This window comes from Mucilaginibacter sp. KACC 22063 (assembly GCF_028736115.1).
In the GTDB taxonomy this organism is placed as follows: Bacteria; Bacteroidota; Bacteroidia; order Sphingobacteriales; family Sphingobacteriaceae; genus Mucilaginibacter.
Genome location: NZ_CP117877.1, coordinates 1,236,872 through 1,261,832, shown reverse-complemented (window position 1 = coordinate 1,261,832; position 24,961 = coordinate 1,236,872). Strand labels below are relative to the sequence as shown.

The window sequence follows — 24,961 nt, the reverse complement described above, 5'->3', positions numbered from 1 at the left end:
AGAATCAAAATTGAGTACAGTACAAGTTCTTGATTCTTGATTCTTGGCTCTTGACTCTAAAAACAATGACATTAGAAATCCTTACACCCGATAAAAAAGTATTTGAAGGCGAAGTAGTTTCGGTTACTGTACCTGGTACTATGGGGTCTTTTGAGATATTGAACAACCACGCGCCTATCATCTCTACTTTAGAAGATGGTAAACTTACTGTACGCGCAACTACAGGTGGCAAAGGAGAAGTTTACATGATACATGGCGGTGTTGTTGAAGTATTGAATAACAAAGTGATGGTTTTAGCCGAAGGCATTACCACTCGCTAAATAAACGCAAATAAAATTCTGAAAGCCTCTCCGTTTTCACGGAGAGGCTTTTTTGTTGGTTTAATTCTGGACTAAGCCCTTGCCAGAGTGCAGCAGAATTAATATTTTGTCGCAGATATAATACCCCATATGTTCAAATTCAGCCTAGATACCATTATCTTTTACGTACAGAATGTAGATCTGTTAAGAGCCTTTTACTCCGATGTTTTTAACCTGCACATTATTGAAGAATATGAATCTACCTGGGCGCTGTTACAGGCAGGTCATTGCAATTTAGGCTTGCACAAAATTGGCGCTCAGTATTGGGACGAAAGTAAAGGCACATTTAAGTTTGACAACAATACCAAAATTGTCTTCGAAATTGAAGAGGATATTAACCAGGTGCGCGAACAGCTGATTAATAAAGGTGTGGCCATGCGCGAGATCAAAACTTTTGATGATTATGCCTATTGGCTTTGCGATGGTGAAGATCCGGAAGGCAACGTATTCCAGATCAAACAGCGGAAGTAAATGCAAGTCTTAAAATAAGGCTTATAAAATCAGTCTGTCTTACTCTCATTTAATTCAATTTTTCCAAGACTTTCATCAATTTACGCAGAAAAACGACCTGAATACTATGCATGCATAGTTTACATACCGAATACCAATTTATGTTTTGGTTCAAGTACGTCAAATTAATATTCGGAAATAAGTATCAAAAACAAAACTTTTGCTATTTTAAGTTAATTTAGCAAAATTATATTCTAATTTAAAATTTCTTCTTCTTCTATTGCGATTTAAAACAGCTCTGTCTACCTTACAAATACCGATACAGAAACCCAGTACGATTAAATTTATAAAGGAATATGAGCAATACCACTGATACCCCAAACAGTGTAGAAATGAACCGCTACAGCAAAACCTTAACCGCCGACCCTACCCAACCGGCAGCACAGGCTATGCTGTATGGTATTGGCTTAACAGACGAAGACATGAAAAAGCCCCAAGTTGGCGTTGCCAGCATGGGTTATGACGGCAATACCTGTAATATGCACCTTAACGACCTTGCTAAGGTTATAAAGCAAAGCATTTGGGACGAAAACCTTGTCGGGCTTATATTTAATACTATTGGTGTAAGCGATGGCATGAGCAACGGTACCGAAGGTATGCGCTACTCATTAGTTAGCCGTGATATTATTGCAGACTCTATTGAAGCCGTTTGCGGCGCACAATATTATGATGGTTTAATCACCATTCCGGGTTGCGATAAAAACATGCCCGGCTCATTGATCGCTATGGGCCGACTTAACCGCCCTTCTATTATGGTTTATGGTGGTACCATTAAACCGGGCCACTGGAAAGGTGAAGACCTTAACATTGTTTCGGCATTTGAGGCTTTAGGTAAAAAAATTGCCGGCCAGATTGACGACGTTGATTTTATGGGCGTTGTTAAGAATGCTTGTCCAAGCGCAGGTGCCTGTGGTGGTATTTATACCGCTAACACCATGGCCGCTGCCATTGAGGCATTGGGCATGAGCTTACCATATTCATCATCAAACCCGGCACTAAGCGAAGAAAAACAGGCTGAATGCCGCGCAGCAGGTAAATACATTTATAAGCTGCTTGAAAAAGACATTAAGCCGTCTGATATCATGACGCGTAAAGCATTTGAGAACGCTATTATCACTATTATGGTGATGGGCGGTTCAACCAATGCTGTATTGCACTTAATTGCGATGGCAAAAAGCGTAGGCGTGCCTTTAACTCAGGATGATTTCCAGGAACTAACCAACCGTACCCCATTGTTGGCCGACATGAAACCAAGCGGCAAATACATGATGGAAGACCTGCACAAAGTAGGCGGTGTTCCCGCGGTAATGAAATACTTATTGAAATTGGGCTGGTTACACGGCGAATGCTTAACCGTTACCGGTAAAACATTAGCTGAAAACCTTGCCGACGTTCCTGAACTTGACTTTGATAAACAAGATATCATCCGTCCGGTTGAAAAAGCGATTAAAGCTACCGGGCACTTACAAATATTATACGGCAACCTTGCTACCGGCGGTAGCGTAGCCAAAATCACAGGCAAAGAAGGCGAGCGTTTTGAAGGCCCTGCCCGGGTATTTGACGGCGAATTTGAATTGATCCACGGTATACAAACAGGCCGTGTAAAAAAAGGCGATGTGGTTGTGATCCGCAATGTAGGCCCTAAGGGTGCACCTGGTATGCCTGAAATGCTGAAACCAACATCTGCCATTTTCGGTGCAGGTTTGGGCAGCTCTGTGGCATTGATCACTGATGGCCGTTTCAGTGGTGGTACGCATGGCTTTGTGGTTGGCCACATTACTCCCGAAGCATTTGATGGTGGTAATATTGCTTTTGTGAATGATGATGATATCATTGTTATTGATGCCATTAACAACACCATGAACGTAATGATCAGCGACGAAGAACTGGCAGCACGTAAAGCAGCATGGGTACAACCTAAGCTAAGAGTAACAAAAGGCGTATTATATAAATACGCAAAAAGCGTAACAACAGCAGCAGAAGGCTGTGTAACAGACGGAGAATAATTTTAGTTAATAGATTATAGTTCATGGACCATAGTAAATCCAGCACCATGAACCATGACCTATCAACAATGAACAATAAAAACTAATATATGAACGAGACAGCATTTGCACAGCAGGAAACAGCAACTGCGGCTGAAGAGAAGCCGACGGTTGAATTGACAGGATCTGCCGCCTTATTGGAGGCATTAATTGCTGAGGGCGTCGATACCATTTTCGGGTATCCGGGTGGCGCTATTATGCCCGTCTACGATGCGCTCTTTGATTACAAAGATAAGCTGAATCATATTTTAGTCCGCCACGAACAGGGTGGTATCCATGCCGGCCAGGGTTATGCCCGTACATCCGGCAAGGTAGGTGTGGTATTTGCAACCAGCGGTCCGGGTGCTACAAACCTTGTAACTGGCTTGGCAGATGCTCAGATCGATAGTACGCCACTGGTGTGTATCACAGGACAGGTGTTTGCTCACTTATTAGGGACCGATGCTTTCCAGGAAACAGACGTGATCAACATCACCACGCCTATTACAAAATGGAACTACCAGGTAACCGATGCAAACGAAATCCCTGAAGCGATAGCCAAAGCATTTTATATTGCGAAAAGCGGCCGTCCGGGACCAGTTTTAATCGACATCACCAAGAACGCACAAGTTCAGAAATTTGAATATAAAGGTTATACACCTTGCAATCATATCCGCAGCTATCGTCCAAAACCAATTGTTCGTCAGCAATACATACAAGAGGCTGCAGAATTAATCAACAATGCTAAACAGCCTTTTATCCTTTGGGGACAAGGCGTAATATTAGGCAGTGCCGAAAACGAATTTAAAGCCTTTGTAGAAAAATCTGGCATCCCTGCTGCATGGACAATCATGGGTGCTGGTGCTATTCCTTCAGACCATCCGCAAAACGTAGGGATGCTGGGTATGCACGGCAATTATGGCCCTAACGTTTTAACCAACGAATGCGATGTATTAATTGCCATTGGTATGCGTTTCGACGATCGTGTAACCGGCCGCTTAGATAAATATGCTAAACAGGCTAAAGTAATTCACCTGGATATTGACCCGGCGGAAATCGATAAAAACGTACAAACAACCGTACCTGTATGGGGCGATTGTAAAGAGACCCTACCATTACTTACGGCAGCTGTAGAACAAAAACAGCACACCGAATGGTTAGCGCGTTTCAATGATTATACCCGCCAGGAAGAAGAAGCCGTTATCAACAATGAGCTGCATCCGCAGGAAGGCGAAATGACTATGGGCGAGGTGATCGATACCCTTAACCAGCTAACTAATGGCGATGCAGTTATTGTAACCGACGTTGGCCAGCACCAAATGGTGGCCTGCCGTTATGCTAAGCTTAATAAAACCCGCAGCAATGTAACCAGCGGCGGCTTAGGTACTATGGGCTTTGCATTACCTGCAGCTATCGGCGCAAAATTTGGCGCACAAGACCGTACCGTTGTAGCTGTTATCGGCGATGGTGGTGTGCAAATGACCATTCAGGAATTGGGTACTATTATGCAAAGCGGCATTGATGTTAAAATCATGATCCTGAACAACCAGTTTTTAGGCATGGTACGCCAGTGGCAAGAATTATTTAATTCCCGCCGTTATTCGTTCGTAGATATACAAAGCCCAGACTTTGTTAAAGTAGCCGAAGGCTATGGTATACCCGGCAGAAGCATCAGCGACCGTAGCGACCTTAAAGAAGCTTTAGAACAAATGCTTAACAATCCAGGCTCGTTCTTGCTGGAAGTTATGGTAACCAAAGAAAACAATGTGTTCCCGATGGTGCCACAAGGTTGCAGCGTAAGCGAAATCAGGTTAAAATAAAAGAAGCCCCACCTAAATCCTCTCAAAAAGGGAGGACTTAAATAAAGGAAATGGAAAAGAAGGAATTTAACATCACCGTATATACCGAAAACCAGATTGGTTTACTGAATAGAATTGCTATTATCTTTACCCGCCGTAAGATTAATATCGACAGCCTGAATACCTCGCCGTCAGAAATCCACGGCATCCACAGGTTTAACATCGTTATAGATGAAACCGAAGATGTGGTGCGTAAACTTTGCCGCCAGATTGAAAAGCAGGTTGAAGTACTTAAAGTATACTATCATACCAATGAAGACGTTATCTGGCAAGAAATGGCGCTTTACAAAGTACCGGCTGATATTATTGCAGAGAAAGCAAGCGTTGAGCGTTTACTACGCGAAAACGGTGCACGTGCGGTTGTGATCCGTAAAGACTATATCGTGTTTGAAACTACCGGCCACCGCGAAGAAACTGACAACCTGATTAAGGTATTGCAGCCTTTCGGCCTGATAGAGTTTGTACGCAGCGCACGTGTAGCTATTATAAAAGATAGCGAAGGCTTTAACTCAAAACTACGCGAGTTTGAAAAAGAACAGCCGGGCGAAGAGGTAATAGAGAACGAATATTTAAATCAGGGACAGAAAGTATTTACCATGTAATATGGAAGTGCAAAGCATCACACCTATCCTCAGAATGTTTGACTACGCCAAAGCCAAAGAATTTTATATCGATTGGCTTGGATTTAAGATAGACTGGGAACACCGGTTTGATGAGAATGCACCATTATATGTACAGGTATCCGGCTATGGCACAAGGCTGCACTTAAGCGAGCATCATGGCGATGGCACTCCAGGAACTCATTTACATGTTACCTGCACCGGTGTTAAAGAGTTTCATCAGATGCTGATTGACAAGAATTACAAATATGGCAGGCCGGGATTGGAAGAAACATTTTATGACACATGGTCGGTAACGCTTCATGATCCGTTTGGCAACCAGTTAATATTTGACGAATACAAGAAAACTAACAAGTAAAACATACAAAATCCAATAAAAATGGCACAATTAAATTTTGGCGGCACTGTAGAGAACGTAGTAACCCGCGACGAATTTCCACTATCAAAAGCGCAGGAAGTTTTGCGTAACGAAACCGTAGCTGTTATCGGCTATGGCGTTCAGGGTCCGGGTCAGGCGCTTAACCAAAAAGACAATGGCATTAACGTTATCGTTGGTCAGCGTAAAAATTCAAAAACATGGGATAAAGCTGTTAGTGATGGCTTTGTACCTGGTGAAACCCTTTTTGAAATTGAAGAAGCCCTTGAAAAAGGAACAATCATTTGCTACCTGTTAAGCGATGCCGCACAAATTGAATTGTGGCCTACGGTAAAGAAACACTTAACTCCGGGCAAAGCATTATACTTCTCTCACGGCTTTGGTATCACTTTTAACGAGCAAACCGGCATCGTTCCCCCAGCTGATGTTGACGTATTTTTAGTTGCTCCAAAAGGTTCAGGTACTTCATTACGCCGTATGTTTTTACAAGGCCGTGGCTTAAACTCAAGCTTCGCCATCTTCCAGGATGCTACAGGCAAAGCATGGGAACGTGTTATTGCATTAGGTATTGCAGTAGGTAGTGGTTACCTGTTCGAAACTGATTTCAAAAAAGAAGTATATAGCGACTTAACCGGCGAGCGCGGTACTTTAATGGGTTGTATCCAGGGTATCTTCGCTGCACAATACGAAGTGTTACGCAGCAAAGGCCACACGCCATCAGAAGCATTTAACGAAACAGTTGAAGAGCTTACTCAATCATTAATGCCATTAGTTGCAGAAAACGGTATGGACTGGATGTATGCAAACTGCTCTACCACAGCACAACGCGGTGCCTTAGACTGGTGGAAAAAATTCCGTGATGCTACTAAACCTGTGTTTGAAGAACTTTACGAAAGCGTGGCTACCGGCAAAGAATCTCAACGTTCAATCGATTCAAACAGCCAGCCAGATTACCGCGAAAAACTAAATGCCGAACTAAAAGAACTTCGCGAAAGCGAATTATGGCAAGCAGGTAAAACTGTACGTAGCCTTCGTCCTGAGAACCAGGCAGTAGAAAGCATTAGCTAATATTACCTCACCCCTTCCCTCTCCTGCAGGAGAGGGAGTTTTTAAAACTTGAGGAAAAATAATATTTATTAAAAAATCCTCTCCTATAGGAGAGGATTTAGGAGAGGTTATGGGACAGACACTATTCGATAAGATTTGGGATGCTCACGTAGTGAGCAGCAAGGAAGGGTTTCCGGATATTTTATACATCGATACCCATTTTATTCATGAGGTAACCAGCCCGCAGGCATTTGATGGCTTGCGCCAACGTGGTTTACCTGTTTTCAGGCCAAAACAAACAGTTGCCACTGCAGACCATAACGTGCCTACCTGGGACCAGCACTTACCTATTAAGGAAGAGCTTTCGCGTTACCAGGTAGATATGCTTACCAAAAACTGCAAAGAGTTTGGCATCGAGTTATACGGATTAGGTCACCCTTATCAGGGTATTGTCCACGTTATCGGCCCCGAGTTAGGCATTACGCGCCCGGGCTGTACTTATGTTTGCGGCGATAGCCACACTTCAACCCACGGTGCATTCGGTGCTATTGCATTCGGTATCGGTACTTCGCAGGTTGAGCAGGTGATGGCCACACAGTGTTTACTGCAATCGCGCCCAAAACGCATGAAGATTGAAGTAAATGGTAAGCTTCAAAAAGGCGTTGGCGCTAAAGATATTATCCTTTACATCATTTCGCAGATCTCGGCTGCTGGTGGTACCGGTTATGCAGTTGAGTATGCAGGCGATACCATCCGCTCATTAAGCATGGAAGGTCGCATGACCATCTGTAACATGAGTATAGAGATGGGGGCACGTTGCGGCTTAATTGCTCCGGACGAAACCACCATCAATTATGTTAAAGGCCGCGAGTTTGCGCCTAAAGGTGAAGAATGGGATAAAGCAGTAGCATACTGGCAGACTTTGTATTCTGATGAAGATGCGCAGTTTGACCATGTACTAAGTTTTAATGCCGAAGATATCGAACCAATGATCACTTACGGTACAAATCCGGGTATGGGCATTGGTGTAACGCAGCATGTGCCAAATACTGTTGACGTTGACCCGACTGAGCAGGCATCATATACAAAGGCACTAAATTATATGGGCTTGCATGATGATGAATCATTAATTGGCAAACCGATAGATTACGTTTTCATCGGTAGCTGTACTAACTCCCGAATTGAGGATTTGCGAGAAGTTGCTGCTTTTCTGAAAGGCAAGCATAAGGCAGACAACGTTACTGTATGGTTAGTTCCGGGTTCAAAACAAGTGCAGGAACAAGCCATTGCCGAAGGACTGGATAAAGTTTTTGAAGCAGCAGGGTTCCCGCTACGCGAACCGGGTTGCAGCGCCTGCTTAGGTATGAATGAGGACAAGATCCCCGCAGGTAAGTACTGTGTATCAACCTCAAACAGAAACTTTGAAGGCCGTCAGGGACCTAATTCGCGTACTATTCTGGCAAGTCCGCTTACCGCAGCAGCAGCAGCGGTAGCAGGAAAAATTGTAGATGTAAGGGAGTTGCTGGCTGAAGCGGAGTTGGTCTGAGATCAGAATTAACAAAATTTTAGAACCTACAGAATGCAATGCAGAAAGATGAGCTAACATATAAGATTATAGGATGTGCCATGAAAGTGCATAATACACTTGGTAATGGCTTTCAGGAAGTAATCTATCAACGTTGTTTAGCTATCGAACTTGCAGAGGCAGGTGTAAATTTTATTCGCGAAAAGGAACATCCTATATTTTACAAGGACATTGAGGTTGGAAGCAGGCGAGCCGATTTTATAGTAGAGGAAAAATTAGTACTTGAGTTGAAAGCTCTAATAAATTTAGAAGATGTGCATTTAGCTCAAGCTAAAAATTATACTGTGGCTTACAACTTTCCGCTTGGACTATTAATAAACTTTGGCAGTCAAAGCCTGCAATACAAATTAATATTCAATCCGAGAATGCAAGACAAATCGAATCTTGTTAATTCTCAAATTCAGTAAATTCTGATTCAGATGGCGACAAAAATTTTTAAACACATTCAATCACCGGCGGTACCATTGCCGATTGAAAATATAGATACAGACCAGATCATCCCGGCAAGGTTTTTAAAGGCCACTACCCGCGAAGGTTTTGGCAATAACCTGTTCCGCGACTGGCGCTTTGATGAGAACGATAATCCGAAAGAAGATTTCGTACTTAATCACCCTACTTACGAAGGCAAGATTCTGGTTGCTGGTAAAAACTTCGGTTGTGGAAGCAGTCGCGAGCATGCAGCCTGGGCCATATCCGATTATGGGTTTGATGCTGTAGTAAGCAGTTTTTTTGCAGATATTTTTAAAGGCAATGCGCTAAACAATGGCCTTTTGCCTGTACAGGTAAGCGACGAGTTCTTAGCTAAAATATTTGATGCCATTTATGCAGACCATCAGGCTAAGATTGAAATCGACCTGGAAAACCAGTTTATCAAGATAGCCGCAACAGGCGAACAGGAAAGTTTTGAAATCAATCCTTACAAAAAGGCTTGCCTTATTAACGGTTATGATGATATCGACTATATCCTGAGCAATAAGGAACTGGTAGAAGAATTTGAAAGTAAGAGATAAAGCAGTTACAGGTATTCAGTTTCCGTGTTACGTAATAACTGGATACAAACAATGACGTACAATGATAAACAAAGAAATTAAACGCGACCCATCAACAAGTAAATTGTTTGATGAACGTAGTCTGAAAAGAGATTACGCAACGCTTTTGTCTTTGTTAAAACCTGGACTTAAAGTCTTGGATGTAGGTTGTGGAACAGGCGCTATCTCAAAAGATATTGCAAATGTAGTTGGGTCGAAAGGACACGTTACCGGCATTGATAATACCGGGCACTTTATTGAAAGTGGTAAAGAAACTTATAGGGATATCGAAAATCTGGAACTGATCAATACCGATCTGTTTGATTTTGAAACAGAGGTGAAGTTTGATCTGATCGTTTCGGCACGTACCATTCAATGGCTAAGCAATCCGCAGGAAGCTATAGCCAAAATGAAAAATATGCTAAAGCCGGGGGGCTGGTTATCTGTTTTAGATTATGACCACACTGCATTGGAATGGCTTCCGGAACCACCGCTTATGATGCGAAGGTTCTATGCTTCTTTTTTAAGATGGCGATCTGATGCAGGCATGAGCAATGAAATTGCTGAAGAGGCCGCAGACTTTTTAAAAATGCTGGGTTTCCAAAACATCGAAGTGCTGAATGCCGATGAAGTATATGAAAAAGGGCAGCCTGATTTTGAGCATAAGATCAGTATCTGGAGTAAAGTAGCCGCTATGGACCAGATTGTGGAAGAAGGATACATCAGCGAAGCAGACAGGCTGCAAGCCATTAAAGAATATAACCACTGGGTTGCTACCGATGCCAAGCGAATGGTGATGAAACTTAATGAAATAAGAGGGAAAAATTAACTGTTTATGTTGCTATGTCAGCGACCTGTTTAACTGACAACACGCAACAGACAGCAGACAACTTTAATATGAAAAAACACATTTTAGTAATTCCAGGTGATGGTATTGGGCCCGAGGTGACAACCTGGGGCAAAGCTGTTTTAGAGAAAATTGCTGAACAATACGGTCACGAATTTACGTTCGATGAAGCACTGATGGGCCACGCGGCAATTGAAGCTACAGGTAATCCGCTGCCCGACGAAACACTTGAAAAAGCAAAAGCCAGCGATGCCATATTATTTGGTGCTATTGGCCATATCAAATATGATAATGATCCTTCTGCAAAAGTTCGTCCGGAGCAAGGGTTACTAAAGATCCGTAAGGAACTTGGCTTATATGCCAACCTGCGCCCTATTATGCTTTTTGATGAACTGCTTGATGCATCGAGCTTAAAGCCTGAAGTATTGCGTGGTACGGATATCCTTTTCTTCCGAGAATTAACCGGCGATGTTTATTTCGGTGAGAAAAAACGCAGCGAAGACAGAAACACGGCTTCGGATCTGATGATCTATCACCGTTACGAAGTGGAGCGCATCGCTACGAAAGCTTTTGAAGCTGCCCGCGCACGTAACAAACGCTTGTGCTCTGTAGATAAAGCCAACGTACTTGAAGCTTCACGCCTGTGGCGCGAAGTAGTGCAGGAACTGGCTAAGCAATACCCGGATGTAGAGACCGAACATATGTTTATTGACAATGCGGCCATGCAGCTGGTTAAAAATCCTAAAAAGTTTGATGTGGTGCTTACGGCCAACCTGTTTGGCGACATCCTTACCGATGAGGCATCGCAGATTGCAGGTTCAATGGGTATGCTGGCATCTGCTTCTGTAGGTGACGGCACCGGTTTCTTCGAGCCTATTCATGGTTCGGCGCATGATATTGCCGGTCAGGATAAAGCTAACCCGCTTGCATCTATACTGTCAGTTGCACTTATGCTGGAAATAAGCTTTGGCTTAAAAGAAGAAGCCAAGAAAATAACTGATGCTATTGATAAAGCTTTGAAAGAAGGTTACCGCACAGGCGATATTGCCGATGCAAATACCGACAAAACAAAAATATTAGGCACCAAAGCCATGGGGCAAAAAGTGCTGGAATACTTATAGTAAAAAGAGTCGAATGTATAAAGTTGAAAGTTTAAAGTCTGGAAACAGGCAACTGACAACAGAAAACTGATTATATGAACTGGAACGCTGATCTGTACGACCAAAAACACGCTTTCGTTTATCAATTTGGCGAAAACGTAGTTGAATTGCTTGATGTAAAACCCGGCGAACGCATTCACGATGTGGGTTGCGGTACCGGCTACCTTACTCAGCAAATTAAAAATCAGGGTGCTGATGTAATCGGCACAGATTATTCGCCTGAAATGATTGCACAGGCGCAGAAGCTATTCCCTGAAATTAAGTTTGCGGTTGCAGATGCGGGCGATTTCCATTTTGATGAACCTTTTGATGCAGTTTTCAGCAATGCTGCCTTGCACTGGGTAAAAAACCAGGATGGCATGATGCAGTCGGTTTATAACAGCCTTAAAACCGGCGGTCGCTTTGTTGCTGAAATGGGTGGAAAAGGCAACGTACAAAAACTGATTGCAGCAACAAAAGCAATACTTGAGAAATATGGCTACCACGAAAGGGCTACCATCAGTCAGTGGTATTTTCCGTCACTTGGCGAATATGCCAGTCGGTTAGAAAGCCATGGTTTCCGGGTAGTATTTGCTTCTCACTTTGATCGCAAAACGCCTTTGCAGGATGGCGATCAGGGCGTAAGTAAATGGATTGAAATGTTTGGTTCGGTTTACTTTGAAGGCATCCCAGATAACGACAAAAAACATATGCTGGCAGAAATAACCGAAATCCTTCGTCCCGATTACGAAGAAAACGGCCAGTGGTATGCCGATTATAAGAGATTAAGATTTATAGCTGTACGTGAGTAACAAGAATCTGGTATCAAGTAGCAAGACTGTTTGATACCATTGCACAATAAAATTAAAACTAACTAACGGTAAGCGAGTAATCCATTTACTCATTACCTGATACTCGATACTAAAAAAAGAAAACTATGCTACACGATCCCAACCGCGTTTACGTATTTGATACCACCCTGCGCGATGGTGAACAAGTACCAGGCTGCCAGTTAACTACGCCAGAGAAGATAGAGATTGCCCGCGAGCTGGAATTGCTGGGCATAGACGTTATCGAGGCTGGATTCCCGGCATCAAGCCCTGGCGATTTTCAAAGTGTTGTTGAAATTGCCAAAGCTGTAAAAGAACCTACAATTTGTGCATTAACCCGTGCGCACCAGAAAGATATTGATGCCGCCGCCGAAGCTTTGAAATATGCAAAGCATCCGCGTATCCATACGGGTATCGGCGCGTCAGACATGCACATTAAAACCAAATTCAACAGTACCCGCGAAGAAATTTTAGAGCGTGCTGTTGCAGCGGTTAAATACGCCAAGAAGTTTGTTGAGGATATTGAGTTTTACGCAGAAGATGCCGGCCGTGCCGATATTGAGTACCTTGCAAAAATGGTGGAAGCCGTAATTGCTGCCGGTGCTACAGTCGTAAACATTCCGGATACAAACGGATACTGCCTGCCTCACCAATACGGTGCTAAGATCAAGTTTTTAAAAGAGAACGTTAAAAACATTGATAACGCAATTATCTCTGTACACTGCCATAACGATTTAGGCCTTGCTACAGCTAATTCTGTAGCCGGTTTACAAAACGGTGCACGCCAGATAGAAGGCACCATCAATGGTATTGGCGAACGTGCAGGCAACACTTCTATTGAAGAAGTGGTGATGATCCTGAAAACGCACTATGATCTTGGCTTGCATACCAACATCAATACCAAGATGTTTTATGAGCTTAGCCGTATGGTAAGCACGCAGATGCGTATGCCGGTACAGCCTAACAAGGCTATTGTTGGCGCAAATGCATTTGCACACAGCTCTGGCATTCACCAGGATGGATTCCTGAAAAACCGCGAAAACTACGAGATTATTCGTCCTGAAGACGTTGGTTTCCCAAGCGCAAGTATTGTTTTAACAGCACGCAGTGGCCGCCATGCTTTGAAATATCACTTAGAACGTTTAGGTTACAGCCTTAATAAAGAAGAGCTGGCCGAAGCATATTCAAAATTCCTTACCCTTGCCGATAAGAAACTCGACATCAATGATGAAGATCTGAAAGGCCTGATGGTTGGTGTTGGCCAGTTAGTGAGAGAATAATGGATACTGAAACCAAACATATGCTTGATTTTATATCAGCAGCTGAACGACTGAAGGGCATAGTAAAGCGTACACCGCTTGAATATAATGCAGGACTATCAGAAAAATATGATTGCGAGATTTACCTGAAACGTGAAGACCTGCAGGTAGTACGCTCTTATAAATTGCGCGGTGCTTACAATATGATCAGTCAGCTAAATGCCGAGCAGTTAAGCCGTGGTGTGGTTTGTGCCAGTGCGGGTAACCATGCGCAAGGTGTGGCTTTCTCTTGCAAAAAGCTGGACACAAAAGGCGTCATATTTATGCCCGAGATTACACCGAAGCAAAAGGTAAAGCAAACGCAGATGTTTGGCAATGGTAACATTGAGATTGTTTTAGTTGGCGACACATTTGACGATTGCCTGCGCGAAGCCCTGGCTTATACAGCCGAACATAACATGACCTTCATTCCTCCTTTCGACAATGAGAAAATTGTTGAAGGCCAAGGAACTGTAGGTGTCGAAATTTTTGAAGACCTGCCCGAGATCGAAGCTATTATTGTCCCAATAGGTGGCGGCGGACTGGCATCAGGTACAGGACAATACTTAAAACAGCATAACCCCAATATCAAAGTTATCGGTGTAGAGCCAGAAGGTGCGCCGTCTATGTTTGAGGCGCTTAAAGCCGAAGAGCCTGTAACACTGGCAAGCATCAACCGTTTTGTTGATGGTGCGGCGGTAAAACGCATCGGTGCCTTAACCTTTGAGCTAAGCCGTGAAATACTGGATAAAATGCTGCTGGTTCCTGAAGGTAAGGTATGTACTACCATCCTGAAACTTTACAACGAAGATGCCATTGTAGTTGAGCCTGCGGGAGCTTTATCCGTAGCAGCGCTTGATTTGTGCAAAGAAGAGATAAAAGGAAAAAAGGTAGTGTGTGTAATCAGCGGTGGCAACAATGACATCGACCGTATGGGCGAGATCAAAGAACAGTCGTTGTTGTATGAGGGTTTAAAACACTATTTTATTGTCCGTTTCCCGCAACGCCCGGGTGCATTAAAGCTTTTTGTTAACGAAGTGCTTGGCCCTAAGGATGATATTACCCGTTTTGAATTCATCAAAAAAACTGAACGCGAACGTGGCCCTGCACTGGTAGGTATCGAGTTGAAATCAGCAGATGATTATCCTGCCCTATTACAGCGCATGGAAGATTACCGCTTTGATGTGATCGAGGTAAACCGCGATCAGACTTTGTTTGAGTACCTGGTTTAAGGATAGAAACAAGAATTAAGAGTGATCTGTCATGCCGAATATTAGCTTGTCATGCTGAACCCGTCGAAGAATGCTTTTGATAGGCCTACTCTGTATCCTTCGATAAACTCAGGATGACAATCCTTTTTGAATAATGATTATAATAAGCTGTCATGCCGAACTTGTTTCGGCATCTCATAAGTATTGCATTTCTTGTCCTGTGGATCCTGAAACAAGTTCTCCGAAGGAGTCCCGTGGACAGGATAACATTATAAATAAGTAGTTTGTCATGCTGAGCCCGTCGAAGCATGATTATTATAGGTCTTACGCTGTATCCTTCGATAAACTTAGGATGACAACATCCAAAGAATAAAATCCTCTAAAACGCCAGGTGCTTCAATACTTTAATATTTACCTGCTTACCTTCCGGGTACTTATTAAGCTCGGTGTTCAGCATTTTAACGGTTACATAGTTATGCTCTAACAGCAGTTCCTCATAAAATCCTTTAAACAACACCTGCTTTACAGTCCACTTCTTAGGCACAAAACTATGGACTATCTCAATATTTTCGGGATATATGACTACGCGTTCCAGATCCGTATCTATATTCAGATGCCTGGCCTGTTCTCCGTTAATCACGTTGCAATTGGTAAGCAGACGTGCGGTATAAAAGTACCGTGGTGATTGATACAGGGTTTTAGGATCCCCGGTTTCAATAATTTCCCCATTTTTAAGTACGATCAGTTCATCTGCCATTGATAGCACTTCGGCTGGGTCATGCGATACAATAACTACAGTTAGCCCGGTATCTTTTACAATGGCGCGGATGTCGCGTTGTAAGCCTTCCCTAAATGATGTATCTACCTGGTTAAAAGGTTCATCAAGCAATAAAACTTCTGGCTTTAAAACTAATGCACGGGCAATAGCTACACGCTGCTTCTCGCCGCCGCTCAGCTCAGAGATCCGCTTATCGCTAAAGTGGAGCATATTCATTTGCTTAAGCACCTCAGTGGTACGCTCCTGCTTGGCTTTCAAATTAGTATTAGGCAGCAGCACAGCAATGTTATTCCATACAGATGCGTACAGATTAAGGTCGTCCGTATGCTGGGTAACCATCTTCATCTGATCGTGTCCCGGTATCAGTTTTACGTCGGGTCCCCACACAATCTCCTGTTTAAAGCTGATCTTACCTTCATCGGGTACAAGCAAGCCATAAAGCAGTTTAAGTAAGGTGCTTTTACCACTGCCGCTTTCGCCAATGATCGCTGTTATCTGGTGTGCTTTAATATCAAGGTTAATGTTACGCACACCTACGTCATGATGTCCACTATAAACTTTGCTAACATTTATTGCTTGTAAATAAAACGCTCCTGACATAGGCGGTAAAGATACATAAAACTACAAAGGCCGCATAAGCGGCCTTTGTACATGATGTTTGATGATTAAAACCCGAAGGTTAAACCGAAAGAGAAGTTCTTCAGTCCTTTCTGGTCAGGACTATTTTCAAACATATCATTAAAGTAATATTTAGCAAAGATACCGGCGAAGCCATACCCTACCCTTGCAAAGGCGCCGTAACGCAGGCGGGTATAGTGGTAATCATCATTAAATTTTTGTTTACCGTTTTCCTCGCTGATCTGCTTAACACGGCCGTTTAACAGAATGCCAATATCGGGACCGGCCACGAAGTGAAATTTGTTACCCCTGACGTCATCACGTGAGCGGAAATCGAATGATAACGGGATGCGCAGGTAGCTTGAAGAGAAACGGTTTTTACTGTAATCAATATTATCAACCGTATAACTTAACGTCGGCGTATTACGTTGTATGGTAATATTATCGCGTAGGCGGATGTGCGTCCAGTCGAAACCACCTGATACATAAATTTTAAAAGTACTGTTAAAACGATAACCAAACTGCACCACATCAAAGCCTACATTGCTGGTTTTCCACTGGCGATAGCTTAAAAAGCTATTTTTATCAGATAAAGTAAAACTACCGTTATCAATCAGCGTGGCCAAACCGATGTCGAACCTGGAGAAAGTCAGGCCGAAAGAAAATCCAGGTGCCTTATGTTCATGCTGGTAAACAGTATCTCTTCCTTTGTTTACACTGATTTCTCCGGTACCTTCACCATGTCCAAACCTAACCCTAAACCCTTTATGCTTTTTTACAGTATCGGTGGCTGTAGTATCTGTATTTATGCTTTGGGCAAACACACCTGTAGCACCCGCACACAGTAACGCGGTTATCAATAAGCGTTTCATATATATTTAGATTGAATTATTTGTCTTTTTTTACTTTTACAATTCCCAGGTTAATCCCGGTAATGGTCGACTCGTCTCCATCGGTATCACTAAACTCCACAAGCTTATCCTGACGTTTATCTACTTTAGCAACCACTACATTAATCAAATCGCCGAAGCTGCGTATGCCATGCCGCTTTTTTGCAGGTTTGTTATTATCAGTACCTGTTGCAGCTACTACAGGGTTACCTGTTTTAAAACCTTCTACCGGTTCAATAATTTCTTCCTTAGCTCTCAGCGGAACATCCGGCACAACAGCTTGCTCATGCTTTGTTTCTGAAACTGCGGCTAATGTTTGTGGCTGCTGCAATGGTTCCTTACCATTGTTTACTATGTTATCTTCTGGTGTTTGTTTAGCCTTTGTTTGGGCAATTAAATGCTGCTCTTCAAAACTGTGCACTACAGGTTTTGTTTGTGCCTTATTTATACCAGCGTTGCTTATTTGCTGAGGCGTTTTGTTTATCTGTGTTTTTGCAACAGCAGGTGTTTGCTGCACCTGCTTTGTAATTACGGATGTCCTGTTTCCATCATCGTCAACTATTACAGCGGTTTTATCTTTTGTGTTAACCTTTGTAAGGTTGTTGTTATTAACAGGTTTTACATCTTTAAACATAAAGTATAAGCCTGCTGCCACAATAACGGTGATAGTTGCAGCAATCCGAAATACCGGGATCAGCGTCCGCCTTTTAGTTTTGCCGTCGAGTTCGGTAACTATACCTTTCCATACTTTTGCCGATGGCTCAATTTCCAAACCATCCAGCTTATTGCGGAAAAGGTGATCAAGCTCGTTATCCTGCATACTCATATTTTTTCCCTTCCATTTTTAGCACCTGTTCTTTTAATATAGCACGGGCACGTGATAATTGCGATTTTGATGCGCCTTCGCTTATGCCCATTATGTCTCCAATTTCTTTATGCGAATAGCCTTCAATAGCATAAAGATTAAATACCATTTTGTATCCCGGCGAAAGCTGCTGAATTAAACCCAGCAAATCTTTTGCACTTAAGTTGGCAGTTGCTGCCGGATTAACCGACTGCTCTGGCGTATGATCATCCAGCTCAACTACCTGCATCATTTTATGATGCTTTCTATAATATTCTATGGAGCTGTGTACCATAATCCGCCTCACCCAACCTTCAAATGATCCATCGCCCCTGTAATCATCTATCTTCTGAAATACCTTAATAAACCCATTTTGCAGCATATCCTCGGCTTCCATCTTATCAACAGCGTACCTCATGCAAACTGCCATCATCTTAGCGGCGAATTGCTTGTAGAGCAACTCCTGCGCTTTACGGCTGCCCGACTTACAATCTTGTATAAGGTCTTCGGTTGAATATTTATGTTTTAAAAACATCATTTGTAAGTAAGATGATAAGCAAGGCAGAATGGTTGCAAGGATATTTAACTTTTTTTAACTTTTATATAAAGATAATTTTTACCAAACCTTTTGGCAGGGGAAAACCTCTTAAATAAGCATTAAAAGCAATTAAAATAATTCTTGATTTTGGAATAAATTATACTGACTGATTATTTAGTATCAGAAGAATTTACTTATTACGGTAGTATTTATAGATTTTTACTGCCGACATGATGATCATGGAGAACAAGATCAACCCTAAAACGCCCCATATCCAACTGAGGGCATTTTTTAATACTGCCAGGAAGGCAATAGCGAAAAGAAAAATAGTGGCCACTTCGTTCCAGATGCGTAATTGGGTAGACGACCAGTTATAGACACCGTTACGCATTTGTTTCATTTTATTGATGCAGATGAAATGATAAGCAATAAGGCCAACAACAAAGCAAAGCTTTACCATAAGCCAGCTTTGGCTTAATAGAGCCGGATTGATGCAAACCATCCATATCCCTGCAATTAAAGTTAAGATCATGGCAGGCGTTGTGATGATGTTCATCAGCTTGCGCTCCATGATCTCGAACTGGTCTGAAAGTACTTTACGTTCGGCCTCAGGGCGCGCCTGTGCTTCTGTATGGTATACAAATAAGCGCACAATATAAAATAGCCCCGCCATCCAGCTGACTACAAAAATAATGTGTATTGCTTTAATGTATAAGTACATGTCATGTTACTTTCGTCATTGCGAGGTACGAAGCAATCACTAACCATGCAAGTCGGGGATTGCTTCTTCGTTTCACTCATCGCAATGACGTGATGTTTATTTATGATGTCATTGCGAGCGTAGCGTGGAAATCTCGTGATATGATGGAGATTGCTTCGCCGTGCCGCCTCGCAAAGACATGGTTTTGTTTTAATATCTAAACTCCTTAATCACCTCTACTGCATACTTCACGTTATCAAACGGAATATCAGGCATAATACCGTGACCAAGGTTAAAGATAAAGCCCTCTTCGCCGCGCATACGTTCAAACAGGCGGTGAATACGGTCTTTAATTACGCTTTTATCTGCATATAAGATATGCGGATCAAGGTTACCCTGTACGGCTACCCCTTGCGGCAAACGATGTTTAATATCTTTCAGGTCAACATTCCAGTCGATAGAAATTACATCTGGTTTTGCTTCTGCCATTAATGGCGCAAACACCGAGCTTCCTTTGCAAAAAGAGATAACTGGTATATCCTTACGGTTAAGGTTACTGATAATCTCGGTAATGTAATGGTGCGAAAACTCTTTATAATCGTCCCAAGCCAAAGCCTGTGCCCAGCTATCAAAAATCTGAATAGCATTAACGCCCGCCTCAATCTGCAGATTGAGGTATCCTGCGGTTACTTTAGCAATTTTAGCCAGTAACTGGTGAGCCAGTTCGGGCTGATTATGCATAAATAGCTTTGTCAACTTAAAATCACGGGACGAGCCGCCTTCTATCAGATAGCTCATTACAGTGAAAGGCGCACCAGCAAAACCAATAAGTGGAATGCTGCCGTTAAGGCGCTGCTGAATTACTTTAATAGCATCGGCTACATATTGAAGTTTATGGATAACTTCAGTATCTAAACGGTCAATATCTTCTTTGGTGCGTACCGGGTTTGAAAAACGCGGGCCAACGCCTTGTGTAAAGCTAAGGTCGCCGCCCATTGCTTCACCGGTCACTAAGATATCTGAAAACAGGATAGCCGCATCAATACCCAAAAGGTCAACCGGTAACATGGTTACATCGGCAGCAATTTCGGGCGTTTTACACATTTCCAGAAACGAGTATTTGTTTTTGATCTCCCAATACTCAGGCATAAAACGGCCGGCCTGGCGCATCATCCATACCGGCGGACGCTCTATTTGCTGTGAAAATGCGGCTCTGATAAATAATGAATCTTTCATAAAGAACAAGGCTGAAAAGCCTTTTATTTTTGGTGTGATTTTAATTCGGATTGCAGACGTTCCAAAACGCTTTTCATTTTGGCGGTAGTTTTGTCGTAATGCTTTTCGGCTAAACCTAAGTAGGCCTCTGCCTTTTCGTAATTATGATTGCGAATGCTGATGTTAGCCACATGCGCTAAAGCCGCCACATGGTCGTTCACAGAACGCAGCGGGTATTGCGCAGCCAGTTCATAATGCCTTTCGGCTGCTTCAAAGTCCTGCTTTTGCAGGTTGATGCCGCCCATCATAAACTCATAAAAACCACGGCGTTTACGTTTTAATAAACCTGGGTTTTTAACGGTAAGCAAAACGGCCTCGGCTTTGTCATAGTTTTTATCATGAAAATGCTTTGCTGCTATTACCAGTGGTCCTTCTTTAAAGTATCCCCAAATCAGCAATACCGTAAACATTAATGCAACACCTGCCAGCTGATAAACCTGCTCATATATAAAGAATATGAACATCGCAAAAAATATCCCCGCAATAATCAGCCGCGCCTTGTTAGTCAGCATTAATGATGGTCTGTAAATTTATAGCCTACCCCTCTGATCGAATGGAAATACACCGGATTTTTAGGGTCTGGTTCAAAATATTTACGGAAAGTAAGGATGAAGTTATCAATGGTACGGGTTGAAGGGTACACATCGTAATTCCAAACCGTTTCCAATATCTGCTCACGTGATACAGCCTCGTTACGGCGTTCTATCAGCAATTTAAGCAGCATGGTTTCCTTTTTAGTAAGCGCTGTGATAGAACCATCTTCATTAATTACTTCAAATGAGTTGAAATGAATGGTTTTATCGCCGATTTTATAGCTGTTAAACTCTTTTAAGTCTTCACCTTTTAAGCCGCGTTTTACCAGGTTATTCACACGCAGTATCAGCTCTTCCAGGTTGAAAGGCTTAGTGAGATAATCATCAGCACCCTTCTTTAAGCCTATGATTTTATCCTCATTAGTATTTTTAGCTGTAAGGAACATGATAGGCACTTCTGAATTTTCGAGCCTGATGGTTTCTGCAACCACAAAACCGTCAACCTCGGGCATCATCACATCAAGGATGATCAGGTTAAAACGCTCTTCTTTAAATATCTGTAGGGCTTTTTTACCGTTATTAGCAGTAGATACCTTGTAGCCTTCAAGCTCAAGGTTAAGTTTTATGGCCTCGAGCAAATGCTCTTCGTCTTCGGCCAATAGAATTCTTTTCTTAGACATATGATCTTTATTAGGTTATCCAAAAACAACTTCGAATACGCTGCCAGCAGGCTGATTATCCTTAACGTTTATTGTCGCCTGATGTTTATCCAGCACTTGTTTTACAATGTATAACCCTAAACCTGTACCCTTGGTGTTACGGGTATCCTCGCTGCCCACACGGTAAAACCTATCGAAAATACGTGTTTTTTCTTCATCTGCTATACCAATACCATGATCTGCCACCATAAGGTACACCTGGCCATCCTTTTTGAATAGCCTTACGTTTACCTCAGAGCATGGCTGCGAGTATTTGATAGCGTTCTCTATCAGGTTGGTTACTACAGATGAAAGTGCAAACTTATCGCCTGTAATTTCAAGCTTAGGTTCAATCTCTGCATTAATTAACTGCTGCGTAAAATCGCATTTGTTTATTTGCAGGCGGTTAACCACGCTATCAACCAATACTGATATATTAAATTTCTCTTTAGGAAAAGTATAAGAGCTGTTTTCAATCTTAGCGGCAAGCAGCATATTTTCCACCATATCGTTCAGCCTGTCAACATCTACAAGGCACTTGCCTGTAAAATCCATGATCTGCTCATGGTTAAGCTTACGCTTTTGTATGGTCTCCATGTAAAGCTTAATGGAAGCCAAAGGGGATTTAAGCTCATGCGTTACCGAAAGCAGAAAATTTTTCTTCTGCTCTTGCAAACGGCGCTCTTTATTTATCGACTTATGTAAATTGTATGCACCAACCAGGAAAACGGCAATAAAAACTGCCCCTTCGCCCAATATCATCCCGAAGCGGCCAGGCTGCAGCCTAACCAGCATGTAGCCCCACCAAAACAGTTCGGCAACGGCATAAATGATGATTGCATAAAAAATTACAAAAGGCCTTTTCATACTTATTTATCTTTAAATACGATATCAAGACTATCAAAAATAGCGCGTTTGGTACGCTCTAAATCAGTTTTTGTATGTGCCGAAGATATAAAGCCAACTTCGTACCCGCTTGGGCCTAAGTAAATGCCACGGTTTAGCAACTCGCGGTGCATTTTCTTAAATTTCTCCATACTGTTCGGGTCAATCTCTTCTGCACGGCGTATAGCGGCTTTATCTGTAAACGCAAACCAGAAAATAGATCCGATCTGGAATACTTTGAACTTATAATTACGTGCAGTTGCAAAACGCTGGATAGATTCTGCAAATTCTTCCGTCTTATTATTCAGGTCGCGGTAAAAGCCCATGCGCAATAGCTCAGATAACTGGGCGATACCAGCCGCCATAGCTACCGGGTTTCCTGATAAAGTACCTGCCTGGTAAACGCTGCCAACCGGAGAGATATGATCCATTATAGCAGCAGAAGCGCCATAAGCACCTACAGGCAAACCTCCGCCGATAATTTTACCATAGGTAATAATATCAGGTTTGATCTGGTAATAACCAGCTGCGCCCTCAAATCCTAAACGGAAACCAGAGATCACCTCATCAAAAATCAGCAAGGTGCCATTCTCTGTACAAATGTCGCGCAGAAACTGCAAATATTCTTTCTCTTGCAGCAACAAACCATTATTAGCCGGTACCGGCTCAATGATCACAGCGGCAATCTGATCTTTAAAATCGTCGAATGCGGCTTTCAGTGCATCGCGGTCGTTTAATGATACTACTATTGTTTCATCAGCAAATGCTTTAGGGATACCTGCCGAGGATGTTTCGCCAAAGGTAACAAGGCCAGAGCCTGCTTTAACCAGCAGCGAATCTGAATGGCCATGGTAGCAGCCTTCAAACTTTAAAACTTTATCGCGTTTGGTAACTCCACGTGCCAGCCTTATGGCCGACATTACTGCTTCTGTACCTGAACTCACGAAACGGATCTTTTCAATAAACTTGTTGTTTTTCAGAATCAGTTCGGCAAGCTCGTTCTCCAACGCAGTTGGCGCACCGAATGACATGCCATGCTGTATCACTTCAACTACCTTTTCGCGTACCTTAGCGTTGTTGTGGCCCAAAATAAGCGGCCCCCATGAACAGCAAAAATCAATAAACTGGTTACCGTCTGCATCCCACAGGTAACTGCCGTCGCCTTTTTCAATGAACAACGGCGTACCATAAACTGATTTAAAAGCCCTTACCGGCGAGTTTACCCCACCTGGAAAGTAAGTTTTAGCTTTTTCATACAGCTCAGCAGATTTTTCGCGGCTTATGTCCGGCTTACCCACAGTATTCGCAGGTTCGTCACCCTCACCACCGGAAAACATTTTCTTTATTGAATCTAACATCTTGTTTAGCTAAAAGCTTAAAGCACAAGGCTTAAAGCCATTTTCATTTCTTATTTAGTCGCTTTCAGCTTTTTGCCTTAAGCTTATTATAGCCATTTATTTAACAATACTTCTTTTGCGTGATAAGTTAAAATTGCAGAAGCACCTGCGCGGCGAAGGCTCATCAGCACTTCGGTAGTAGCACGCTGCTCGTTTAACCAACCGTTTTTAACGGCTGCTTTGATCATGGCGTATTCGCCGCTTACATTATACGCTGCAATTGGCAGTTCGGTATTGTCCTTTAATAATTTAATCACGTCCAGGTAAGGCAGGCCTGGTTTTACCATTAAGAAGTCGGCACCTTCGTCCTCGTCCATACGTGCTTCAATCAAAGCTTCCTGCAAATTGGCAGGGTTCATTTGATAAGTTTTTTTGTCACCAAACTTAGGCGCAGAGTTTAAAGCATCACGGAAAGGGCCATAAAACGCGCTGGCATATTTAGCAGTGTATGACATGATGGAAACATTGGCGTAGCCATTTTCATCAAGTACATTACGGATGTAGCCTACACGGCCGTCCATCATATCTGACGGTGCGATAATATCTGCACCTGCCTGCGCATGTGCTAAAGCCATTTTTCCTAATACTTCCAATGTCTCGTCGTTAAGAATTAAGCCATTCTCAACAATACCATCATGCCCGTCGCTGCTATATGGATCCATAGCAACGTCGGTTACTACACAGGCTTCCGGAAAATGCTTTTTAACCTCGCTAATAGCACGCAGATAAAGGCTGCCTTCGCGGTGACTTTCTGTAGCATATTTATCTTTCAGCTGCTCGTCAATGTTTGGAAACAAGTCAAAAGCCTTTAAACCTAAGTTCATGCAGCTTTCAACCTCACGCAGCAAATTATCAATTGAGTACCGGAAAATACCCGGCATAGAAGACACCTCACTCTTCTGGTTATCACCCTCTACAATAAACAGTGGAAATATCAGGTTTGAGGCACTGATATGTGTTTCCTGCACCATATTGCGGATAACTTCACTTTTTCTATTTCTTCTTGGTCTTTGTAACATTAGCCCCTCCTAAATCCTCCCCGGCAGGGAGGACTTGATTTGTAATTTATTTA

26 protein-coding genes are annotated in these 24,961 nt (G+C 42.7%); 15 read left to right on the top strand and 11 right to left on the bottom strand.

The features are described from left to right. Positions 1-65: 65 nt before the first annotated feature. The 15 genes from atpC (at position 66) to ilvA (ending at position 14,754) form a co-directional block, all read left to right on the top strand. Positions 66-320, top strand: coding sequence for an ATP synthase F1 subunit epsilon (gene atpC, locus PQ461_RS05605; RefSeq protein WP_274302383.1), 255 nt, complete (start codon positions 66-68; stop codon positions 318-320). 129 nt (positions 321-449) lie between these two features. Beyond that, positions 450-830, top strand: a complete 381-nt coding sequence (locus PQ461_RS05600) for a VOC family protein (RefSeq protein WP_274302382.1) — start codon at positions 450-452, stop codon at positions 828-830. Positions 831-1,165: 335 nt separating this feature from the next. After that, a complete protein-coding gene (gene ilvD / locus PQ461_RS05595; protein ID WP_274302381.1) occupies positions 1,166-2,875 on the top strand; it encodes a dihydroxy-acid dehydratase in 1,710 nt (569 codons plus the stop codon). Positions 2,876-2,964: 89 nt separating this feature from the next. Continuing rightward, entirely contained in the window at positions 2,965-4,713 is a 1,749-nt protein-coding gene (ilvB, locus tag PQ461_RS05590; protein WP_274302380.1) for a biosynthetic-type acetolactate synthase large subunit, read from the top strand. A gap of 50 nt (positions 4,714-4,763) precedes the next feature. After that, complete coding sequence (gene ilvN, locus PQ461_RS05585; protein WP_274302379.1) at positions 4,764-5,354, top strand: acetolactate synthase small subunit; 591 nt, start codon at positions 4,764-4,766, stop codon at positions 5,352-5,354. A gap of 1 nt (position 5,355) precedes the next feature. Next, positions 5,356-5,730, top strand: a complete 375-nt coding sequence (locus tag PQ461_RS05580) for a glyoxalase superfamily protein (RefSeq protein ID WP_274302378.1) — start codon at positions 5,356-5,358, stop codon at positions 5,728-5,730. Between the two features lie 21 nt (positions 5,731-5,751). After that, a complete protein-coding gene (gene ilvC, locus PQ461_RS05575) occupies positions 5,752-6,816 on the top strand; it encodes a ketol-acid reductoisomerase (RefSeq protein ID WP_274302377.1) in 1,065 nt (354 codons plus the stop codon). A 109-nt stretch (positions 6,817-6,925) separates the two neighbouring features. Next, positions 6,926-8,341 (top strand): 3-isopropylmalate dehydratase large subunit, encoded by a 1,416-nt coding sequence (leuC, locus tag PQ461_RS05570; protein WP_274302376.1) that lies wholly within the window; start codon positions 6,926-6,928, stop codon positions 8,339-8,341. 38 nt (positions 8,342-8,379) lie between these two features. Beyond that, a complete protein-coding gene (locus tag PQ461_RS05565; RefSeq protein ID WP_274302375.1) occupies positions 8,380-8,787 on the top strand; it encodes a GxxExxY protein in 408 nt (135 codons plus the stop codon). A gap of 12 nt (positions 8,788-8,799) precedes the next feature. Beyond that, entirely contained in the window at positions 8,800-9,390 is a 591-nt protein-coding gene (gene leuD, locus PQ461_RS05560; RefSeq protein ID WP_274302374.1) for a 3-isopropylmalate dehydratase small subunit, read from the top strand. A 61-nt stretch (positions 9,391-9,451) separates the two neighbouring features. Further along, positions 9,452-10,237 (top strand): methyltransferase domain-containing protein, encoded by a 786-nt coding sequence (locus tag PQ461_RS05555; RefSeq protein ID WP_274302373.1) that lies wholly within the window; start codon positions 9,452-9,454, stop codon positions 10,235-10,237. Between the two features lie 68 nt (positions 10,238-10,305). Next, the gene (leuB, locus tag PQ461_RS05550) at positions 10,306-11,376 is read left to right on the top strand and encodes a 3-isopropylmalate dehydrogenase (RefSeq protein WP_274302372.1); all 1,071 of its coding nucleotides are present in this window, start codon (positions 10,306-10,308) and stop codon (positions 11,374-11,376) included. Positions 11,377-11,450: 74 nt separating this feature from the next. After that, positions 11,451-12,206: a class I SAM-dependent methyltransferase gene (locus PQ461_RS05545; RefSeq protein ID WP_274302371.1), complete on the top strand. Its 756-nt coding sequence runs from the start codon at positions 11,451-11,453 to the stop codon at positions 12,204-12,206. 125 nt (positions 12,207-12,331) lie between these two features. Next, positions 12,332-13,504 (top strand): 2-isopropylmalate synthase, encoded by a 1,173-nt coding sequence (locus PQ461_RS05540; protein WP_274302370.1) that lies wholly within the window; start codon positions 12,332-12,334, stop codon positions 13,502-13,504. Continuing rightward, complete coding sequence (gene ilvA / locus PQ461_RS05535; RefSeq protein ID WP_274302369.1) at positions 13,504-14,754, top strand: threonine ammonia-lyase IlvA; 1,251 nt, start codon at positions 13,504-13,506, stop codon at positions 14,752-14,754. Before PQ461_RS05540 ends, ilvA begins: the two co-directional genes overlap by 1 nt. Positions 14,755-15,112: 358 nt before the next feature. Here ilvA and PQ461_RS05530 read toward each other — a convergent pair whose 3' ends face one another. The 11 genes from PQ461_RS05530 to hemB all read right to left on the bottom strand — a co-directional run bounded on the left by PQ461_RS05530 (position 15,113) and on the right by hemB (position 24,908). Further along, entirely contained in the window at positions 15,113-16,111 is a 999-nt protein-coding gene (locus PQ461_RS05530) for an ABC transporter ATP-binding protein (protein WP_274302368.1), read from the bottom strand. 65 nt (positions 16,112-16,176) lie between these two features. Then, positions 16,177-17,001, bottom strand: a complete 825-nt coding sequence (locus tag PQ461_RS05525) for an outer membrane beta-barrel protein (RefSeq protein WP_274302367.1) — start codon at positions 16,999-17,001, stop codon at positions 16,177-16,179. Between the two features lie 16 nt (positions 17,002-17,017). Next, entirely contained in the window at positions 17,018-17,839 is an 822-nt protein-coding gene (locus PQ461_RS05520) for a hypothetical protein (protein WP_274302366.1), read from the bottom strand. Then, entirely contained in the window at positions 17,829-18,401 is a 573-nt protein-coding gene (locus tag PQ461_RS05515; protein WP_337993496.1) for an RNA polymerase sigma factor, read from the bottom strand. Before PQ461_RS05515 ends, PQ461_RS05520 begins: the two co-directional genes overlap by 11 nt. A gap of 190 nt (positions 18,402-18,591) precedes the next feature. Beyond that, a complete protein-coding gene (gene hemJ / locus PQ461_RS05510) occupies positions 18,592-19,122 on the bottom strand; it encodes a protoporphyrinogen oxidase HemJ (RefSeq protein WP_274302365.1) in 531 nt (176 codons plus the stop codon). A 189-nt stretch (positions 19,123-19,311) separates the two neighbouring features. Beyond that, positions 19,312-20,337 (bottom strand): uroporphyrinogen decarboxylase, encoded by a 1,026-nt coding sequence (gene hemE, locus PQ461_RS05505; protein WP_274302364.1) that lies wholly within the window; start codon positions 20,335-20,337, stop codon positions 19,312-19,314. A 23-nt stretch (positions 20,338-20,360) separates the two neighbouring features. After that, positions 20,361-20,888 carry a hypothetical protein gene (locus tag PQ461_RS05500; RefSeq protein WP_274302363.1) on the bottom strand — a complete coding sequence of 176 codons (528 nt, stop codon included), beginning with the start codon at positions 20,886-20,888 and terminating at the stop codon, positions 20,361-20,363. Then, positions 20,888-21,589, bottom strand: coding sequence for a response regulator transcription factor (locus PQ461_RS05495; RefSeq protein WP_274302362.1), 702 nt, complete (start codon positions 21,587-21,589; stop codon positions 20,888-20,890). Before PQ461_RS05495 ends, PQ461_RS05500 begins: the two co-directional genes overlap by 1 nt. Positions 21,590-21,604: 15 nt before the next feature. Continuing rightward, entirely contained in the window at positions 21,605-22,474 is an 870-nt protein-coding gene (locus tag PQ461_RS05490; RefSeq protein WP_274302361.1) for a sensor histidine kinase, read from the bottom strand. Between the two features lie 2 nt (positions 22,475-22,476). Beyond that, positions 22,477-23,850 (bottom strand): glutamate-1-semialdehyde 2,1-aminomutase, encoded by a 1,374-nt coding sequence (gene hemL, locus PQ461_RS05485; protein WP_274302360.1) that lies wholly within the window; start codon positions 23,848-23,850, stop codon positions 22,477-22,479. Positions 23,851-23,936: 86 nt separating this feature from the next. Then, complete coding sequence (hemB, locus tag PQ461_RS05480) at positions 23,937-24,908, bottom strand: porphobilinogen synthase (protein ID WP_274302359.1); 972 nt, start codon at positions 24,906-24,908, stop codon at positions 23,937-23,939. Positions 24,909-24,961 lie beyond the last annotated feature (53 nt).

Bases quoted from the DNA above. Each gene is read 5' to 3' on its own strand.
- atpC (WP_274302383.1), top strand. From the start codon at position 66: ATGACATTAGAAATCCTTACACCCGATAAAAAAGTATTTGAAGGCGAA.
- PQ461_RS05600 (WP_274302382.1), top strand. From the start codon at position 450: ATGTTCAAATTCAGCCTAGATACCATTATCTTTTACGTACAGAATGTA.
- ilvD (WP_274302381.1), top strand. From the start codon at position 1,166: ATGAGCAATACCACTGATACCCCAAACAGTGTAGAAATGAACCGCTAC.
- ilvB (WP_274302380.1), top strand. From the start codon at position 2,965: ATGAACGAGACAGCATTTGCACAGCAGGAAACAGCAACTGCGGCTGAA.
- ilvN (WP_274302379.1), top strand. From the start codon at position 4,764: ATGGAAAAGAAGGAATTTAACATCACCGTATATACCGAAAACCAGATT.
- PQ461_RS05580 (WP_274302378.1), top strand. From the start codon at position 5,356: ATGGAAGTGCAAAGCATCACACCTATCCTCAGAATGTTTGACTACGCC.
- ilvC (WP_274302377.1), top strand. From the start codon at position 5,752: ATGGCACAATTAAATTTTGGCGGCACTGTAGAGAACGTAGTAACCCGC.
- leuC (WP_274302376.1), top strand. From the start codon at position 6,926: ATGGGACAGACACTATTCGATAAGATTTGGGATGCTCACGTAGTGAGC.
- PQ461_RS05565 (WP_274302375.1), top strand. From the start codon at position 8,380: ATGCAGAAAGATGAGCTAACATATAAGATTATAGGATGTGCCATGAAA.
- leuD (WP_274302374.1), top strand. From the start codon at position 8,800: ATGGCGACAAAAATTTTTAAACACATTCAATCACCGGCGGTACCATTG.
- PQ461_RS05555 (WP_274302373.1), top strand. From the start codon at position 9,452: ATGATAAACAAAGAAATTAAACGCGACCCATCAACAAGTAAATTGTTT.
- leuB (WP_274302372.1), top strand. From the start codon at position 10,306: ATGAAAAAACACATTTTAGTAATTCCAGGTGATGGTATTGGGCCCGAG.
- PQ461_RS05545 (WP_274302371.1), top strand. From the start codon at position 11,451: ATGAACTGGAACGCTGATCTGTACGACCAAAAACACGCTTTCGTTTAT.
- PQ461_RS05540 (WP_274302370.1), top strand. From the start codon at position 12,332: ATGCTACACGATCCCAACCGCGTTTACGTATTTGATACCACCCTGCGC.
- ilvA (WP_274302369.1), top strand. From the start codon at position 13,504: ATGGATACTGAAACCAAACATATGCTTGATTTTATATCAGCAGCTGAA.
- PQ461_RS05530 (WP_274302368.1), bottom strand. From the start codon at position 16,111: ATGTCAGGAGCGTTTTATTTACAAGCAATAAATGTTAGCAAAGTTTAT.
- PQ461_RS05525 (WP_274302367.1), bottom strand. From the start codon at position 17,001: ATGAAACGCTTATTGATAACCGCGTTACTGTGTGCGGGTGCTACAGGT.
- PQ461_RS05520 (WP_274302366.1), bottom strand. From the start codon at position 17,839: ATGCAGGATAACGAGCTTGATCACCTTTTCCGCAATAAGCTGGATGGT.
- PQ461_RS05515 (WP_337993496.1), bottom strand. From the start codon at position 18,401: ATGATGTTTTTAAAACATAAATATTCAACCGAAGACCTTATACAAGAT.
- hemJ (WP_274302365.1), bottom strand. From the start codon at position 19,122: ATGTACTTATACATTAAAGCAATACACATTATTTTTGTAGTCAGCTGG.
- hemE (WP_274302364.1), bottom strand. From the start codon at position 20,337: ATGAAAGATTCATTATTTATCAGAGCCGCATTTTCACAGCAAATAGAG.
- PQ461_RS05500 (WP_274302363.1), bottom strand. From the start codon at position 20,888: ATGCTGACTAACAAGGCGCGGCTGATTATTGCGGGGATATTTTTTGCG.
- PQ461_RS05495 (WP_274302362.1), bottom strand. From the start codon at position 21,589: ATGTCTAAGAAAAGAATTCTATTGGCCGAAGACGAAGAGCATTTGCTC.
- PQ461_RS05490 (WP_274302361.1), bottom strand. From the start codon at position 22,474: ATGAAAAGGCCTTTTGTAATTTTTTATGCAATCATCATTTATGCCGTT.
- hemL (WP_274302360.1), bottom strand. From the start codon at position 23,850: ATGTTAGATTCAATAAAGAAAATGTTTTCCGGTGGTGAGGGTGACGAA.
- hemB (WP_274302359.1), bottom strand. From the start codon at position 24,908: ATGTTACAAAGACCAAGAAGAAATAGAAAAAGTGAAGTTATCCGCAAT.